The sequence below is a fragment of the Pseudomonas sp. NPDC089408 genome (assembly GCF_044749445.1).
Taxonomy (GTDB): Bacteria; Pseudomonadota; Gammaproteobacteria; order Pseudomonadales; family Pseudomonadaceae; genus Aquipseudomonas.
In genome coordinates this window covers 43,641-59,263 of record NZ_JBIVHY010000017.1, presented here as the reverse complement: position 1 = coordinate 59,263, position 15,623 = coordinate 43,641, and the positions used below count along the sequence as shown (strand labels likewise).

At 53.8% G+C, this 15,623-nt stretch carries 13 protein-coding genes; 8 read left to right on the top strand and 5 right to left on the bottom strand.

Annotated elements, in window-relative coordinates; genetic code table 11:
- Positions 1-80: 80 nt before the first annotated feature.
- Positions 81-986, bottom strand: coding sequence for a LysR family transcriptional regulator (locus ACIP02_RS22345; protein ID WP_400620699.1), 906 nt, complete (start codon positions 984-986; stop codon positions 81-83).
- Between the two features lie 87 nt (positions 987-1,073).
- On the opposite strand from ACIP02_RS22345, the gene ACIP02_RS22340 reads away from it, so the two are divergent.
- Positions 1,074-1,607, top strand: a complete 534-nt coding sequence (locus ACIP02_RS22340; RefSeq protein WP_400620697.1) for an SRPBCC domain-containing protein — start codon at positions 1,074-1,076, stop codon at positions 1,605-1,607.
- 54 nt (positions 1,608-1,661) lie between these two features.
- On the opposite strand, the gene ACIP02_RS22335 is transcribed toward ACIP02_RS22340, so the two are convergent.
- The 4 genes from ACIP02_RS22335 to ACIP02_RS22320 form a co-directional block, all read right to left on the bottom strand.
- Positions 1,662-1,925 (bottom strand): LysR family transcriptional regulator, encoded by a 264-nt coding sequence (locus tag ACIP02_RS22335; RefSeq protein WP_400620695.1) that lies wholly within the window; start codon positions 1,923-1,925, stop codon positions 1,662-1,664.
- A gap of 43 nt (positions 1,926-1,968) precedes the next feature.
- Positions 1,969-3,594 (bottom strand): methyl-accepting chemotaxis protein, encoded by a 1,626-nt coding sequence (locus ACIP02_RS22330; RefSeq protein WP_400620692.1) that lies wholly within the window; start codon positions 3,592-3,594, stop codon positions 1,969-1,971.
- A gap of 93 nt (positions 3,595-3,687) precedes the next feature.
- On the bottom strand, positions 3,688-4,446 hold the full coding sequence (locus ACIP02_RS22325) for a TerC family protein (protein WP_400620689.1): 759 nt from the start codon (positions 4,444-4,446) through the stop codon (positions 3,688-3,690).
- A 702-nt stretch (positions 4,447-5,148) separates the two neighbouring features.
- On the bottom strand, positions 5,149-6,207 hold the full coding sequence (locus ACIP02_RS22320) for an AbrB family transcriptional regulator (protein ID WP_400620686.1): 1,059 nt from the start codon (positions 6,205-6,207) through the stop codon (positions 5,149-5,151).
- Positions 6,208-6,372: 165 nt separating this feature from the next.
- On the opposite strand from ACIP02_RS22320, the gene ACIP02_RS22315 reads away from it, so the two are divergent.
- The 7 genes from ACIP02_RS22315 (at position 6,373) to ACIP02_RS22285 (ending at position 15,549) form a co-directional block, all read left to right on the top strand.
- Positions 6,373-7,284, top strand: a complete 912-nt coding sequence (locus ACIP02_RS22315; RefSeq protein WP_400620683.1) for an FCD domain-containing protein — start codon at positions 6,373-6,375, stop codon at positions 7,282-7,284.
- A 263-nt stretch (positions 7,285-7,547) separates the two neighbouring features.
- Positions 7,548-10,286: an aconitate hydratase AcnA gene (gene acnA, locus ACIP02_RS22310; protein WP_400620680.1), complete on the top strand. Its 2,739-nt coding sequence runs from the start codon at positions 7,548-7,550 to the stop codon at positions 10,284-10,286.
- A 314-nt stretch (positions 10,287-10,600) separates the two neighbouring features.
- Positions 10,601-11,344, top strand: a complete 744-nt coding sequence (gene phbB / locus ACIP02_RS22305) for an acetoacetyl-CoA reductase (protein ID WP_400620677.1) — start codon at positions 10,601-10,603, stop codon at positions 11,342-11,344.
- Between the two features lie 111 nt (positions 11,345-11,455).
- Positions 11,456-12,790, top strand: a complete 1,335-nt coding sequence (locus tag ACIP02_RS22300) for a CitMHS family transporter (RefSeq protein ID WP_400620674.1) — start codon at positions 11,456-11,458, stop codon at positions 12,788-12,790.
- Positions 12,791-12,845: 55 nt separating this feature from the next.
- Positions 12,846-13,742 (top strand): NAD(P)-dependent oxidoreductase, encoded by an 897-nt coding sequence (locus tag ACIP02_RS22295; RefSeq protein ID WP_400620671.1) that lies wholly within the window; start codon positions 12,846-12,848, stop codon positions 13,740-13,742.
- Positions 13,743-13,788: 46 nt separating this feature from the next.
- Positions 13,789-14,574 (top strand): 2-keto-4-pentenoate hydratase, encoded by a 786-nt coding sequence (locus ACIP02_RS22290; protein WP_400620668.1) that lies wholly within the window; start codon positions 13,789-13,791, stop codon positions 14,572-14,574.
- An 84-nt stretch (positions 14,575-14,658) separates the two neighbouring features.
- Positions 14,659-15,549 carry a LysR substrate-binding domain-containing protein gene (locus tag ACIP02_RS22285; protein WP_400620665.1) on the top strand — a complete coding sequence of 297 codons (891 nt, stop codon included), beginning with the start codon at positions 14,659-14,661 and terminating at the stop codon, positions 15,547-15,549.
- The last annotated feature ends 74 nt before the right edge of the window (positions 15,550-15,623 follow it).

Below are 15,623 nucleotides of genomic sequence, written 5' to 3'. Positions count from 1 at the left end.
ACGAACTGGCCAGAAATCGTAATGCAGCGTACCGAAGCTTGATCGGCGAGGAGCCGGACGCTCTTCTGTACTTCCCGCCCTCAGAGCGTAGTTGCTGTTTGTGCCATCAATGCACGGAGCCAGCGATGACCTGCATCGCGCGCAGTTCTCTCGTGCCAAGCCAGCAGTTTGCTGAAGCCTGGGATATCAACGGGTGGATCAACGATCGCGAGCCCAGTCTGCCGAATTGCCAGGCGGTGAGGTACAACAGCGATCAGATCGCTTACCGACAGGATTTCTGGCAGAACCAAAAAGCTCGTGACCGATACCGTGACTCGCCTCGCCCTGCCAATTCTTCGTAAGGCCTCATCGGTCACCCCGCAGAATCCTCCGCCTGATGGGGAAACCAGGACATGGTCCAGTGCGCAGAATCGATCCAGAGAGAGCGTGCTCGATTTGGCATCGGGATGATCGGCGCGCATGACGCATACATAGCGCTCGTTGAAAAGAAACTCGGTGTGAAGACCCGGCACTGCCGCATCGGTGTCGACGAGCGCTATATCAACATCGCCTCGATCCATCTGTACGTGGAGCAATTGGTCATCGATCGGTAAAACCGAAATTTTGATATTTGGCGCTTGCTGACGAAGGGCGCTCAAGAACGGGACTACGATTGCCCGCAACGCGTAATCGGTCGAGGCTACTTTGATGATCATCTCTGCGGTCTGAGGATCGAATGAATCAGGTTGCAGCATGCCTTCGACATCCGCTAGCAACTGCTTAACAGGCCGAGCAAGCGCTTCAGCCCGAATGGTCGGCACGATACCTCGTTGAGCTCGGACAAAGAGGGGGTCATCGAAGCTTTCGCGCAGCCTGTTGAGCATGCCAGTGACGGCCGGCTGCGTGAGGGAGAGGCGCTCAGCTGCTCGCGTCACGCTACGTTCATCCAGAAGAGCATCCAATGCCCTGAGCAGATTGAGGTCCAGTTTCCTGATATCAGCAGCCATGATGGATTGAATAATTTTTCACGATTGGAGTTATTTCACTCTAGCATTCATGCTGATGTAAATCCATTGCATCCAGGAGTACGCATCATGAATGAAATCATCTGGCCTGAAGGTTATCTGCCTGGCTTCACAGAAAACTTCGCCTCCAATGAGATGATTGTCACAGGTCTGTCAGCTGAGGAAATCTGGCCGCTACTCAGCCAGGCTGCCAAGTGGCCGTCCTACTACAGCAACTCAGCGAATGTGGTTTTCCATGACCATGGCGGACCCGATTTGAAGGAGGGTATGCGCTTCTACTTCGAGACGTTCGGTTTTCCCGTCGAAGCCCAGTGCAATGAGTACCTGCCTCCTTCGGCTACCAATCCTGGGCGCATCGCATGGCACGGATGGGCAGGTGAGGGCGACACACGGCTTGATGTGCATCACGCCTGGCTGGTTGAGAACCTGCCGCATGGCCGAGTCCGCATCCTCACGCAGGAGACGCAAAAGGGAAAACCTGCAATAGAGTTGGCCAACGCCGAGCCCAATCCTATGATCAACGGCCATCAAGATTGGCTAAAGGGGTTGATTAAAGCGGCGCGAGAGGCCAAGCAGGCCTCTCTCGGTGATGAGTCGGCTTGACGTTCAATCGTCTGCTCGACGCCTTCTGAAATTCACTGTGACTGAAGCATCGTTTCAGGATCGTGAAGGTACTATCAGTCGGTCGAGCTCCTCAAAGATTCGTTCAACGCCTTCAGCGATCACTTTTGCCCGTTCAGTTGCCACCACTCCGCCCGCACTCTGCACCAACAGGGGATCACACAAAGCTAGCCTTAGCCTGGTCAACATTGCATCCATGACAGCTTGCGGTACTCCGATCTGCATAGCTGCCGCTTCAACGTCTTGTTCTCCCAGGAGGGCCCGCAATGCACGGAGCAGGTTCAAGTCAAAATTGCGCATGTGTCATCCCCTCTCATCAAGCTGCAGATCATCAGCTCAATGGTCAATCCGTGCGGAATTTCTTCACCATGGAATGCAGCTCCACTGCTAGCTCTGCTAGAGCTTGTGAGGCTGCGGTGACCTGCTTCGCTCCCTCGGAGGTCTGAACAGAGACATTGCGTATGGTCAGAATATTCTGGTCTACCGCACGTGCAACACGAGCCTGCTCTTCGGTTGCAGTGGTGATCTGAAGGTTCTGACGGCTGATCTCACTGCTGTTTTCGACGATGCTTTCCAGTGCAGCACTTGCCTGCTCTGCTTTGACCAGTACCTCTTGGGAGCGGGCGTTGCTGAGCTGCATAGATTTGACCGCCTTCTCGGTGCCCAATTGGATACTCCCTATCATCTCCTCGATTTCTCTCGTTGATTGTGATGTGCGGTGTGCGAGCGCACGAACTTCGTCAGCGACAACTGCAAAGCCCCTGCCAGCATCACCCGCTCTGGCAGCCTCGATAGCAGCGTTAAGCGCTAGAAGATTGGTTTGCTCGGCAATTGTCCTAATGACCTCTAATACCTTTCCAATTCCCTGCGCTTGATCAGCAAGCCCTTCCACCTCTTGAACACTAGACAGTACCTCATTCGCCAGGTTGCCAAGTGATGCCAACGTTTCTTCCATTGAACGTTGCCCATTGACCGCATTTTGTTGCGAGGTTTGAGTGAGCTCCAAGGTAAAGGCCGCATTACGTGCAACCTGCTCGATGGCGACAGACATCTCGGTTACAGCGGTTGCAGCCTGTTCAATTTCCAGGTGCTGGCGATGAGTCTCGCGGCCGCCTTCTTCGGTGACCGCATTCAACTCTTCAGCCGCAGACGCCAGCTGGGTGGAAGTACCACCTATTTGCCTGAGGGTCGATAGCAGCACTCGCTGCATCGAGCTCAACGCTTCCAGAAGCCGAGTAGCTTCATCGTTACCTGATGGACTGATTGCATTGGTCAGATCACCAGAAGCCACGGTTTGAGCGCACTTGAGTGCTTCGTTTAGCGGCTGGATGATGCTGCGGGTCAGCAGCCATGCGATGACGATCGTCCCAAGCAGTACTAGCCCTATGACGGCTAATACTCCGATTTTGGCGTCTGCGTATGAGGCTGAAGACTTATCTGCTGCGGCTTTCGCCCCTTGATCAGCCTGGGTGATCAAAAGCTCAAAACTTTTGGTCATCTGGTCGTAGGCATCACGGATTGATGCCAGGTGGCTTCTTGCACCTGTTTTGTCGCCGGCTCGGGACACTTGCAGCAGTTCCTGATGCCTTGTGGCATATGCATCCAGGCTCTGGTTGAAGGCCTGGAGCTGCTCCCTCTCGCTGTCAGTACGCAACAGCTTGCTGTACTCGGCCATCTGCTCGCGGATTTGGGATAAGCGTAATGTTGCCTTCGCTTCGTAGCCGTTCATTTCCTCGGAGGAATTGGTGAGAATGTGCTGCATCGAACCCATGCGATAGCGGTTCAAGGAGGTATTGGCAGCGGCGAGGGCTCGTACGCGTTGAAGCCAGTTGTCCTGGATCTCCAGCGCTTGTGTGCGAACCTCACTGATTTGCTGCAGAGCGAAGAACCCCAAGAAGAAACTGAGGGCTGTGATGCATGAAAAACCCAAGGTAGCGCGCAGCGCAATCCCAATTGATCTCGTGCTCATGGCGTCCTTTTCCTAATCGTGACGAACACCTCCCCGATCGCTTGAGCCTGGGCTTAGCGAAGTATCGGGAAGGTGATGGGACTTACGGGGTGATCAGTGGTCGATCACGTCTTTTCGCAGCTTCACAGGATCTTGCTTGCGAGCGTGAGCTGTACGCATACGGATGTTGAGTGCTTCAACAGCCAGGGAGAATGCCATTGCAAAGTAGACGTATCCCTTCGGCACGTGAACATCGAAAGCCTCTGCAATGAGGACGGTACCCACAACGACCAAGAAGGAGAGGGCAAGCATTTTCAAGCTGGGATGACGGTCAATGAAACCGCTGATGGCCCCGGCGCACGCCATCATGACCAACACCGCGACAACAATCGCTGCCACCATCACCGGCACGTTGGAAACCATGCCAACTGCGGTAATTACCGAGTCCAGAGAGAAAACGATGTCGATTATTGCAATCTGGATGATCGTCCCGATGAAGCCGCCGGCCAAGCTTTTAGGGTTGCTTTCAGATTCTTCTTCCCCTTCGAGACTTTGATACATCTCGGTGCTGCTTTTCCAGAGCAGGAACAGCCCGCCAAAGAATAGGATCAGATCGCGCCCGGAAAATCCTTGACCGGCGATTTCGAAAAGGTCGTTGGTCAGCCGCATGATCCACGTGATCGACAGCAAAAGCATGATTCGCGTGACCATCGCCAGTGCAAGGCCGAAGAAGCGCGTGCGTGCTTGCATATGGGGAGGCATTCGACCGACTAGAATGGCGATCATGATGATGTTATCGATGCCGAGGACGATCTCCAGAGCAGTCAACGTGAAAAAGGCGATCCAGATTTCTGGGTTCGTCAGCCATTCCATAATGCACATTCTCTCGGGTGTTTCAGGGCTTGGAAAGGCCGCATAGCGGCCGGTTTATTATTGTCAGGCCAGTGCATGAGCTGGATCTGTGGGCGGCGAATCAGCCTGTCAGCTCTCCACGCGCCACTCTTCATCCGGCCTCGATACCGAAGTGATGCCGATCATCCGTGCGCAGAGGCTTCGATCGGGTACAAGCTGGAGTGATCGGAAGGATTGGGTAAGCAAAGCTATACCGGCATTTCAGATGCCCCGCGGTGGGTGGGGCAGGCCTGCTAATCGTGTGATCGGCTCAAGCAGTCAATACAAAATCAGATTGCATTTTGTTTTAAGTAAAGTCAATATGATTTGGATGATTCAAGGATGGCTGGTGATTCGATCTATGCACATGCTCTTATTGTGCATTTGGTGCAATTTAGGCTGAGCTTTGCCATGCTGCACGTCCTGGCAGGGCTTATCCAGAGGCTGTCGCAAAGATGCGCAACCTGAATCGCCTGTCCTGCTGGTTTGTTCGGCCGTGTCACCGCGTCAAGATTTGCTCCTATGTGTTTCCTCCTCTCCCGCGACAAGGGAATGCGTGACTGCATTCATTGGCCAAAAGCTTCCTTGATCGCGGTTTTTTTCAGTCCCTCCACAGAAACCTTGGTCGCACATAGACTTGGGCTCGAAGGCAATTGTTGAATGCACGATAGGCGGGGAAGGTCGCTAGCTCTCGTCTTCTCGCCCGGGATAACGCGTACTGCCTGATTTGAGCCACAACTTTAGGATGGGCTCGGCACAAGCCATGACGACTACCAGTCGCATGATTTGCATCGCTGTCACCATACCCGCACCCAGATGCAGAGCCTCTGCGGTGAGATACATTTCAGTGCTGCTTCCCGGCATCATGCCCAGCGCCACTGTCGGCTGGGCAAAATCAGAGATCGCGCCAAAAACCCAGGCGAACAAAAATGTGCCAGCGATCATGCTGAGGGTGAATATGAGGACCTTCAGCAGGTACAGAGGTGCTTCTCGGAAAAAACTTCGGTCGATGAAACTGCCAAGTGAGCAGCCAATCATCAGCTGCGCGAAGTGACTAATTTCCGCAGGGAGCGCCATGTGCAAATCGAAGCTGGCAGTTATCAAGCCGCAAAGTGTGAGCGGCCCGAACATCCATGGGTTTGCCCATCCCATCCGTTTCCAGGCCCGAGCTGCCACTACGCCTGCTGCGAGCATGGGAACTAGCCAGTGCCAGTCCGTCGGCATGTGAGCTTGAACTGCATTCGGCGAAACGTCCGCCATGTAAAACATTGCCGCCGGAACGGTCAGGATAATGACGACCATTCGTACGCTGTGGGCGGCGGCGATCTGGCCCACATTCGCCCGGTAGCGAATGCCGATCTGGATCATTTCTGAAAAGTTCGCAGGCATGAAGGCTAGGTATGCAGTAGTTCGATCCATACCAAAACGGCTCATTAGCCCGATGCCTAGCAGCGCAAGGAGTAACGTCAAAAACGCGGCAATCAGCATGAGCGGGAAGTGCCCCACGATCTGCATCACCATGCTTTCGGTCAAGTGCAGGCCGATAGAGGTAGCAATCAGCCACTGGCCGGTTTGGCGTCCATGAGGGACTTCAATCACCAGCCAGCCTGCACATCTCACGAGGATTACAGCCAGCATGGAGCCGATGATCCAGGGCAATGGCCAGTTGGCTAATTGAGCGAGGATCGCACCTGTGATGCCTACAAATGGCGTAGGCCACCATTTTTTCCAGGTCGTGAACATGCGCGAGTAACCCCTGATTTGAGCGTCAGTCTGCATTGTTGCGTTTATGTTATCGCAAAGGCAATATGTAATTGAAAGGGGTCGTGTGGGGCGCTTTCACGCAACGATCGCGCCCGGCTCCAGCTTGTGTTTATTCTTGCTTATCTTGAAATGTAGAATCCTCGGATGACCCTCGATCTCACCTCAAGTCAGCGCAAAGCGTTGCGAGAAATCATCAGCTACGTCAGGCGCGAACGCCTTGCGCCAGGTGCACATTTGCCTGAGTGGACGTTGGCCAAGCTCATCGGGACTTCACGCTCCCCAGTCAAGGTTGCCCTGGAATGTCTAGTAGATGCAGGGTTGATGCGCTTTGATCGCAATCGTGGCTATCGACTCGAAGGTGAGTTCGACCCGTTGCCTGTAACGCTCAAGGCGTACCTGCAAGAGGTAGATGACCCTCTTTATTTGAAGTTGGCGGAAGCGCGCTTCGATGGACTCGTAGCTGACTCGGTTACCGAGGCTGATTTAACCCGTCTGCTTGATGCGTCTCGTGGAGAGGTGGCTAAGGTCCTCAATCGGGTACAGAGCGAGGGCTGGGTGGAGAAGGAAGTCGGCTATGGCTGGCGTTTCCTGCCGATGATCGACTCACTCGACGCGTATGATGATATGTATAGTCTGCGCCTTGCGATTGAGCCCGCGGGTATTTTGAGTCCGAAGTTCAGACCTGACTTGAGCCAGCTGCAGGCGTTAAGGCATGAGCAACAGGCGATTCTCGATGGTGGTTATGAGACCATCAGTGGCATCGAGCGTTTCGAGTCCAATGCCCGTTTCCATCAGACGATCGCTCAGTGGTCAGGTAACCTTTTCGCCCTCCAGACGATTCGTCGTCTCGATCAGCTGCGTCGACTTGCAGAGTACCGTCAGTCGCGCCAAGACCTCCCGCGTCAGGCATTGGCTCGCGAGCACCTGGATATCCTCAGCGCTATTGAAGTTGGTGATAACCTTCTGGCTGCCAGCTTGATGCGCCAACATATCGAGGCCGCGAGGCGGAAAAAAGCGATATCTGCTGTGTTTCAGCACCCGCTTAAGGCCGATTGAGCGCATACCCAATTTTTCTTTCGAACCGCCGCAAGGCGGTTTTTTTTCGCGAAGGGAAAACTATTATTGCGTTTTCGCGTTGACATCTACAATTTTTACAGCCTACTCTGATTGCGCTTTAGGTAGAAAATAAGCAATCGGTTGAGGGCTTGGTGCTGTCGAGGTGGTGGATGTCACTCGGTGCACAGGTCTTAGAACCTGCCAACTGCAATGGGGACCCCGTTGGGCCGAGTCTCCGAATGCACAGCCTGTCGAGATAGAGCATGAATGCAAATCACCCGTTCAGCAGTCTTCGTACCTTTGAAACCCCGGATCGCCGCCAGCACGCTTTCCACGACCTGACGACCCTTGAAGAGGTGGGATTTCAGGGAATCAATCGCCTCCCAGTGGTGATTCGGATTTTGTTGGAGTCGGTGCTGCGCAATCGAGACGACAAGAAAATCTTGATGAGCCACGTCACGGAATTGGCGAGTTGGAAGCCCAATGCGGCGCGTGAGAAGGAAATTCCCTTTGTTGTCGGTCGCGTCCTTCTGCAGGACTTCACCGGTATACCTCTGCTGACCGATTTGGCAGCCATGCGCAGCCAGGCTGCTGCACGTGGCGTTGACCCTAAAGCGATCGAGCCTCTCGTGCCCGTTCACATGGTGGTGGACCACTCAGTTCAGACAGAGCATTCCAACGTGCCAAATGCTCTACGCAAAAACATGGAAGTCGAATTTCATCGCAACCGTGAGCGATACGAGTTGATGAAGTGGGGCATGCAGGCGTTCGATACCTTCAAGGTGATACCGCCGGGGATCGGCATTTGCCACCAGATCAACCTGGAATATCTCGCCCAAGGCGTGATCGAGAAAAACGGACTGATCTACCCAGACACCTTGGTCGGCACCGACAGCCATACCACGATGATCAATGGGATCGGGGTACTTGGCTGGGGCGTTGGGGGAATCGAAGCAGAAGCCGGCATGCTCGGTCAGCCGGTGTACATGCTCATGCCTGATGTCGTAGGGGTTGAGTTGAAAGGTCAGCTACGCCCCGGCGTGACGGCCACAGATGCAGTTCTGCAGATCACGCAGACCCTTCGCGCCGCCAAGGTCGTCGGCAAGCTGGTGGAATTCTTCGGTAATGGCGCCGCCTCCCTCACCGCCACTGACCGCGCCACTATCGCCAATATGGCACCCGAGTATGGGGCAACTACCGGTTTCTTCCCTGTCGATGAGAAGACTCTCGACTACTACGCCCAGACCGGACGTAGCGAAGAGCAAGTGGAGTTGATCCGCGCTTACTTCAAAGCACAGGGACTGTTCGGCTCGCCAGCCAGGGGGGCTATCGACTATTCCGAGGTAATCGAGATCGACCTCGAAAGTATCATTCCCTGCGTTTCGGGTCCCAAACGGCCACAGGATCGCGTCGAGCTTGGTGACCTTAGTCGACGCTTCGACGAAGTGATGCTCCAGGATGCAAAGAGCGGTGGTTATGCCAAGCACGCCGATCAACTCGAAAGACGCTTCCCGGTTGACGAGCATGGCTACGATATCGGGAATGGCGACGTACTGGTCGCTGCAATCACGTCCTGCACCAACACATCAAACCCGGAGCTACTGATTGCCGCTGGCCTTCTCGCGCGCAACGCGATCCGCCGCGGACTAAAAGTGAAACCTTGGGTTAAAACCCTGTTCACACCTGGCTCCCGTGTGGTCACCGCCTATTTGAGAGATGCCGGCCTCATTGAGCCCTTGAGTGAGCTCGGTTTCGATATTGCGGCCTACGGATGTGGTGCCTGCGTGGGCAATATCGGGCCGCTCGACCCGGCCCTGGAAAAAATTGTGGTGGGCCAGGACCTGGTATGCAGCGCTGTGCTTTCGGGCAATCGCAACTTCGAAGCGCGCATCCACGGTAACCTGCGCGCTAACTTCCTCGCCAGTCCCCCGCTGGTGATTGCCTTTGCTTTAGCGGGTAGCAGCCGCTGCGATCTATCCACTGAACCTCTTGGGTACGATGTTGAAGGCCGCCCGGTCATGCTCAGCGACCTCTGGCCAAACAACGATGAGGTCAAAGCGCTTTCGGTCAAGGCTGCGAACCCCAAACTCTACAATGAGTGGTACGCCGATCTGACCCGTGACCATGATCTGTGGAACAGCATCGCTGCCGCTACCGGTGATATCTATGATTGGCCAGCTTCCACTTATGCGGCTGAGCCCGATTTCTTCGACACGCGGGACGTGGGCAAGCCGATCCTTAATGCTCGGGCTTTGGCAATTCTGGGCGATTCCATCACGACTGACCATATCAGCCCTGCAGGCAGTATCGCCAAAGATTCAAGCGCCGGCCGTTGGCTCGCGGAGCAGGGCGTCGACATTCAGGACTTCAATACTTATGGAGCCCGCCGCGGGCATCATGAAGTGATGGTGCGTGGCACCTTCGCCAACGTGCGGCTAAAGAATCTGATGTTGCCGGCCAAACTAAACGGTGCCGCGGATGAGGGGCCTTTCACTCTGCTGCAACCCTGCGGCACACGTACCGACCTGTTCGAGGCATCTCGGATGTACCTCAACGATGGTGTTCCGGCAGTAATCTTTGCCGGCGATGAATACGGTACTGGATCGAGCCGTGATTGGGCGGCCAAGGGTACCCGTCTGCTTGGGGTTCGGGCCGTGATCGCCAAGAGCTTCGAGCGTATTCACCGCAACAATCTTGCAGGCTTAGGCGTATTGCCGCTCCAGTTCCAGCCGGGTGAGGATGCGCGTAGCCTGGGCTTGGATGGCACAGAATCCTTCGATTTTCTAGGAGTCGATGGCGGTGTAGAGCCTGGTCAAAACGTGATTATGCGCATCACTCGCCGAAATGGATCTGTTCTGGATGTGACATTGCGGGCGCGCATTGATACTGCGATTGAGGCGGTTTATTTCCAAAGTGGCGGCATTCTGCCTTTTGTGCTTGAGCAGTTGATTGAGCAAACGCAAGAAAGGCAGCAGTTGGATTCAGTAACCCTGGTCGTGTGAAAGTGCATCTGTAGTGATAGCGCCCGGCGGGCCGACAGGCCTACCTCTAGAGTGCTGTTTAGTAAGTCCGTCTCAATATGAAATATATTGTTACAGATAGATGTGGTTTCATTGAATTTTGGTCCTGCCTCAGCGCAAGCTGAGGCATTCATGATTGTTCTCCAATGGAGAACGGACCCTTGCGCAAAGCTCAATTCTCAATTGCCGTGTAGTCGGTAATATGTGGTGCTATTGACTATTTAATTAGTAGATGGTCGAGCATTTTCACGTTGTTGCTCGAATAAAAATAATTATTTGTAATAAGAGAGAACGATATGAAAAAGCGGATTGCGTTTGTCACTGGCGGCATGGGCGGTATCGGTACCGCGATATGCCAGCGCCTGTTCTCGGATGGGTTTTTGGTAGTTGCGGGGTGCGGTCCCGATTCGGCTATACGTGCCGAGTGGCTGGAGCAACAACAGGGCCTTGGCTTTGAATTTGTCGCTTCCGAAGGCAATGTTGCCGATTGGGCATCTACGGTTGAAGCCTTCGCCAAAGTGAAGCGTGATGTCGGGCAGGTTGATGTGCTGGTCAATAACGCAGGAACAGCGTGCAATGTGCGCTTTAGCGATATGGGGCCCTCGGATTGGCGGACGGTAATAGACACCAATTTGAACTCGCTGTTTAACGTCACCAAACAGGTAGTCGACGGTATGACGTCCCAGGGCTGGGGGCGCATTATCAATATTTCATCAGTCAATGCACAGTTAGGTCATGTAGGCCAAGTAAACTACGCAACAGCTAAGTCATCCATTAGAGGTTTTACCCGAGCCTTGGCTAGGGAAGTAGCCTCTCGTGGTGTGACAGTCAATACGGTATCGCCGGGTTATATTGGAACTCAGCGGCTCAAAGCAATTACACGAAGCGAGCTCATGGATCGCGTAATTCAAGATATCCCTGCCCGACGACTTGGCACGCCGGAAGAAATTGCTTCCATCTGCGCTTGGCTGGCTTCTGAAGAGTCAGCCTATGCGAATGGAGCGGATTTCTCTCTCAATGGCGGTTTGCATATGAGTTAAAGGCTAGTTGTAAATAATGAATGTCGCAAAGCCTTTGAGCCAAGCGGCAACCTTGAGGCGCGATGGCGCTATTGTACAAAAATAAAATCGATTTAAATCAAGGTGTCTCATATGCTTTCATTTCTCGGTTATGCCATGATCGCGACCTTTATGGCCTTGATCATGACCAAGCGCCTTTCGCCTTTGGTTGCGTTGACTACAGTTCCTATTGCGTTTGCATTGATGGGCGGGTTTGGTCCAGAGATGGGTGACATGATTATCGAGGGGCTGCGAAAGGTGGCCCCTACGGCAATCATGGTCATGTTTGCGATCATGTACTTTGGAGTGATGTTTGATACTGGTCTTTTTGATCCGATTATCAGGACGTTTCTGAAGCTTATCAAAGGCGATCCGCTGAAAGCGGTGGTGTATGCCACTTTGCTTGCGGGCCTTGTTTCACTCGACGGTGATGGCTCCACGACCTACATGATCACCGTGACTGCCATGTTGCCCTTATTCAAGCGTCTTCGCCTGGACCCGCTATGCCTGACCTGCATGGTTATCCTCGCAGCCAGTGTTACCAACTTGCTACCTTGGAGTGGTCCACTGGCGCGGGCTGCCTCTTCGCTCCAAGTGGAAACTTCTGAACTATTCCTGCCTTTCGTTCCCGTGCTCATCATCAGCTTCCTCGGCGTCTTGGCCCTGGCCTATTTCGTAGGGCTGAGCGAGCGCAAGAGGCTGGGTACGCTTCGCTTGTCCGTAGGCGCTGCAGCAACGGTATTCGATGAAGATGCAAATGAAGGATGGACCCCTGCAATGTCCGAGGAAGATGCGGAACTGCGTCGACCTAAGATGTTTTGGCTTAATGCGATTCTCACACTGGGGCTGATGGCGGCTTTGGTGATGGAAGTTTTACCTGTTGCCGTGCTTTTCATGGTGGCCTTCTCCATTGCCCTGCTTATCAATTACCCACACATTCATGATCAGCGCAGGCGTATTTCGTCGCATGCGCCGACTGCCCTGAATCAGATCTCGATATTCTTGGCGGCAGGTATTCTTGCGGGAATTTTATCGGGAACAGGTATGGTAGATGCAATGTCTACAAGCTTCCTGTCGCTGTTGCCGGAAACGTGGGGCCCATATATGGCTCCCATAACTGCACTGGCTAGCATTCCAGGCACGTTCTTCATGTCCAATGACGCGTTTTATTACGGCGTACTGCCTGTACTGGCCAAGGCGGCAGAGGTGTATGGCATCACGCATGCAGAGATCGGCCGGGCATCTTTGATCGGTCAGCCCGTTCACTTGTTGAGCCCCTTAGTCGCCTCGACATATTTGCTCTGTGGGCTGGCCGGAGTCGAGTTCAGCGATCATCAAAAGTTTACAATGAAATTGGCATTTGCATTGAGCTTCCTGATCATGGCGCTCTCGTTGATGTTCGGATTGTTTCCAATGAGTTCGACTTGATCGTGGGGAGGGTGGCTGGATGCCACCCTTTAAAATTTAAATCATGGTGAATCGTATGAAAATAGCGTTTATTGGGCTGGGGCAGATGGGCAAGCCGATGGCGGCTAATCTTCTTCGCTACCATTCCCAGTTGACAGTAATCTCTCGAAGCACTCGAGCGTACCCTGATTTAACCAAAAGCGGAGCGACAATCGCTTCCAGTATGGACGACCTGAGTGCCAGCGATATTGTCTTCCTCTCATTGCCAGACGACCATGTGGTGTCGGAGGTATTGTTTGGTTCAAACGGATTGGCGAGCCGACTCAAGCCTGGAAGTCTTGTAGTTGATACAAGCACTATCAGTCCAGAGGCTGCATTGCGAGTGAATGATAGGCTTGCGGTGACGGGGATTAGGTTCCTAGATGCTCCCGTTTCCGGCATGGCAAAGCGAGCTCATGACGGTACGCTAACTATGATGTGTGGGGGTGATCGGGGAGCGTATGACGAAGTGCTGCCCTATTTGCATTCGATGGCAAGTAAAACCTTGTACATGGGTGATGCTGGGATGGGTCAGCTTTCAAAGCTGATCAATCAGCTTCTGTACAATATAAACTGTGCAGCCCTGGCTGAAATTTTACCATTGGCTGTCAAGCTCGGTCTGGATAGCGAAAAAGTAGCCGAGATTGTGAACAGTGGTACTGGTAGAAGTCATGCGTCTGATTACTTCTTGGAGCGTATCCTTAAGGGTGACTTTTCCAGCGCCTATCCATTGCAAGACGCTTACAAGGATTTGGTAAATGCTTCTGCTATAACCTACAGGCATGGTCTTCCGACTCCGTTGCTATCGGCGGCCTCTGGGATCTATCAAGCCGCTTTGCTTCAGGGGTATGGCAATGAGGACAAAGGCGCCATGATCAAAGTTTATGAGCAGTCTCTTGGTGTGAGATTCCGAGCAGCTGCTAATGAAGCGTGAACTGAATTTTACCTAAAGCGTATGTTCTTGAGTTGTTGGAGTCGCGATGAATCTACCGTCAATTGATACCAACGCTACAGCATCCCTGCTTCTTGAGACGTGGCGCTCAAGAAATGTGCTGGCGGAGTTGCCAGCCAGCATTCGGCCCGTTTCTCTATCGCAGGGTTATGACGCCCAGGACCAGCTGTTCAAAGCAGTTGGGTGTGAGCGTGGTGGATGGAAGCTAGGGGTGGGCAGCCGTGCGGCGATGGACACGGCAGGGTTGTCTCGTCCATTGATCGGTCAATTAGACCGGGTTCGCTGCCATGAGAGTGGTGTGCACTTGGCTTGGTCCGGCCCCAGTCCTCTGACCATTGAGTGTGAGATTGCCTTCATAATTGATCGCGATCTGCCCCCGCTCCTTGGCAGAACTATCCAGGCAGAAGATATCCGCAGTACCTTGCTGACCTTCGAGATCGTCCGATCACGCTTCATTAATCGCAAGACAGTGGGATGGCCAAGCTTCGTGGCTGATAATGTTGGATTCGAGGCCTTGGTCTTGGGCCCTTCGGCATGTTCAGGGTTCAGCCAGCAGATCCTGGATAAGCTTGTCGAGACGACGGTGGTGTCGGTTGACGGCGTTGAGAGGTCTAGAGCATTGCGGGGGGATTTGGCAACCGATCCGGTCATGGCGCTTCAATCCCTTTATGCGCATGCAGCCGAGCGGGGGATCACGATACGTGCGGGTGAAGTCATTTCAACAGGGGCGCTGTGCGAGCCATTCGATCTCTTGGAGAAGGGGCATGTGATTCAGGCGCGCTATCTGGACCGAGAGCTATCGTTTTCACTCTAGCCTCACTGTGCTTAGGGCTGTTCGTTTGGTGTGCCAAGGCTCGGGTCCACCCCCCTTAGTCTGCAGTAAGCATTTGGAGAAGCAATGCGCTACGACCTGACCAGCCTCGATGTATTTATCGCGGTGGCTGAAACATTGAATCTCACGCATGCCGCAAGCCTTCGGCACCTTGCTGTCTCGGCAGTGAGCAAGCGAATCAGTGAATTAGAGGAGCTCGCGGGTGCGCCCCTTCTCATACGCCGGGCGCGTGGTGTTGAGTTGACGCCTGCCGGCCAGTCATTGCTATTTTACGCCCGGCAAGTTCGACAGACCTTGCAAAACCTTGATGCGGAGCTCGGTGAGTTCTCTGAAGGGGTGAAGGGGCATATCCGCATACACGCAATTACCTCGGCGCTGTCTCAATTCCTGCCAGCTGACGTCACGGAGTTTGCAGCTCAGTATCCGTTGATTCGGTTCGATATTCAGGAACGGGTTGGGGCCGAAGTCATCAGCGCAGTGGCAGAAGGGCGCGCCGACCTGGGGGTTATTGCCTCGCAGACGGCTGCCAGAGGTTTGCAGACAATCCCTTATCGCTCGGATGAATTGGTCCTGGTGGTGCCCTTGGATCACCAGTTAGCTGATGCCTCCAGTGTGCGATTCGCTCAGGTGCTGGAACACGAGATGGTCGGACCTCATCAGGAAAGCTCAGTGTATGGCTTACTGACTCGGGAGGCTGAAGCGCTCGAAATGCCTCTGAAGCTCAGAATCCGTATCAGCAGTTTTGATTGCATCTGTCGCATGGTTTCGGCCGGCATGGGCATAGCTGTCTTGCCGCGATCAGTGGTAAAGCCTTACCAGCGCAGTCTGAAGCTCAAGATTGTGCGTCTCGATGAAGGCTGGTCCGCTCGACAACTGCTTTTGGTATTGCAAAGCTACGATACAGCGGCGCCGACTTTACGCAGTTTTATCGACAAGATACGGGCGCCTGCAGGGTAGTCGTTGCTGCAATCTCGACCAGACCGTTCCCTATCTCATGCTTGATCTCTCAAAGCTAGCGTTCTCTCTTGGAG

What these genes read in the sequence shown, in the direction of transcription:
- ACIP02_RS22300 (WP_400620674.1), top strand. Translation starts at nt 11,456, where the DNA reads ATGCTTTCATTTCTCGGTTATGCCATGATCGCGACCTTTATGGCCTTG.
- acnA (WP_400620680.1), top strand. Translation starts at nt 7,548, where the DNA reads ATGAATGCAAATCACCCGTTCAGCAGTCTTCGTACCTTTGAAACCCCG.
- ACIP02_RS22330 (WP_400620692.1), bottom strand. Translation starts at nt 3,594, where the DNA reads ATGAGCACGAGATCAATTGGGATTGCGCTGCGCGCTACCTTGGGTTTT.
- ACIP02_RS22320 (WP_400620686.1), bottom strand. Translation starts at nt 6,207, where the DNA reads ATGTTCACGACCTGGAAAAAATGGTGGCCTACGCCATTTGTAGGCATC.
- ACIP02_RS22340 (WP_400620697.1), top strand. Translation starts at nt 1,074, where the DNA reads ATGAATGAAATCATCTGGCCTGAAGGTTATCTGCCTGGCTTCACAGAA.
- phbB (WP_400620677.1), top strand. Translation starts at nt 10,601, where the DNA reads ATGAAAAAGCGGATTGCGTTTGTCACTGGCGGCATGGGCGGTATCGGT.
- ACIP02_RS22335 (WP_400620695.1), bottom strand. Translation starts at nt 1,925, where the DNA reads ATGCGCAATTTTGACTTGAACCTGCTCCGTGCATTGCGGGCCCTCCTG.
- ACIP02_RS22295 (WP_400620671.1), top strand. Translation starts at nt 12,846, where the DNA reads ATGAAAATAGCGTTTATTGGGCTGGGGCAGATGGGCAAGCCGATGGCG.
- ACIP02_RS22285 (WP_400620665.1), top strand. Translation starts at nt 14,659, where the DNA reads ATGCGCTACGACCTGACCAGCCTCGATGTATTTATCGCGGTGGCTGAA.
- ACIP02_RS22345 (WP_400620699.1), bottom strand. Translation starts at nt 986, where the DNA reads ATGGCTGCTGATATCAGGAAACTGGACCTCAATCTGCTCAGGGCATTG.
- ACIP02_RS22290 (WP_400620668.1), top strand. Translation starts at nt 13,789, where the DNA reads ATGAATCTACCGTCAATTGATACCAACGCTACAGCATCCCTGCTTCTT.
- ACIP02_RS22325 (WP_400620689.1), bottom strand. Translation starts at nt 4,446, where the DNA reads ATGGAATGGCTGACGAACCCAGAAATCTGGATCGCCTTTTTCACGTTG.
- ACIP02_RS22315 (WP_400620683.1), top strand. Translation starts at nt 6,373, where the DNA reads ATGACCCTCGATCTCACCTCAAGTCAGCGCAAAGCGTTGCGAGAAATC.